Raw genomic sequence first — 233 nt, 5'->3', positions numbered from 1 at the left:
ATCGGGATGTACCGGCAGCTGCGTGACGATCCAAGTCAACCCGTTGCGTCCGATCCATACGGCGACGTCTTTCTGATCATCGACGGATGGCCCGGTTTTGTCGGCGAGTTCCCCGACCTTGAGGGGCAGGTTCAAGATCTGGCCGCCCAGGGGCTGGCGTTCGGCGTCCACGTCATCATCTCCACGCCACGCTGGACAGAGCTGAAGTCGCGTGTTCGCGACTACCTCGGCAC

Annotated in this window: 1 pseudogene; it reads left to right on the top strand. The window is 62.2% G+C overall.

Features of this window, described 5'->3' with window-relative positions:
- Window positions 1-233, top strand: a pseudogene (locus tag BST12_RS30100) (FtsK/SpoIIIE domain-containing protein); the annotation flags it as partial.

The sequence above is a fragment of the Mycobacterium angelicum genome (genome assembly GCF_002086155.1).
Lineage (GTDB): Bacteria > Actinomycetota > Actinomycetes > Mycobacteriales > Mycobacteriaceae > Mycobacterium > Mycobacterium angelicum.
This window is presented reverse-complemented; position numbering and strand designations above follow the sequence as displayed.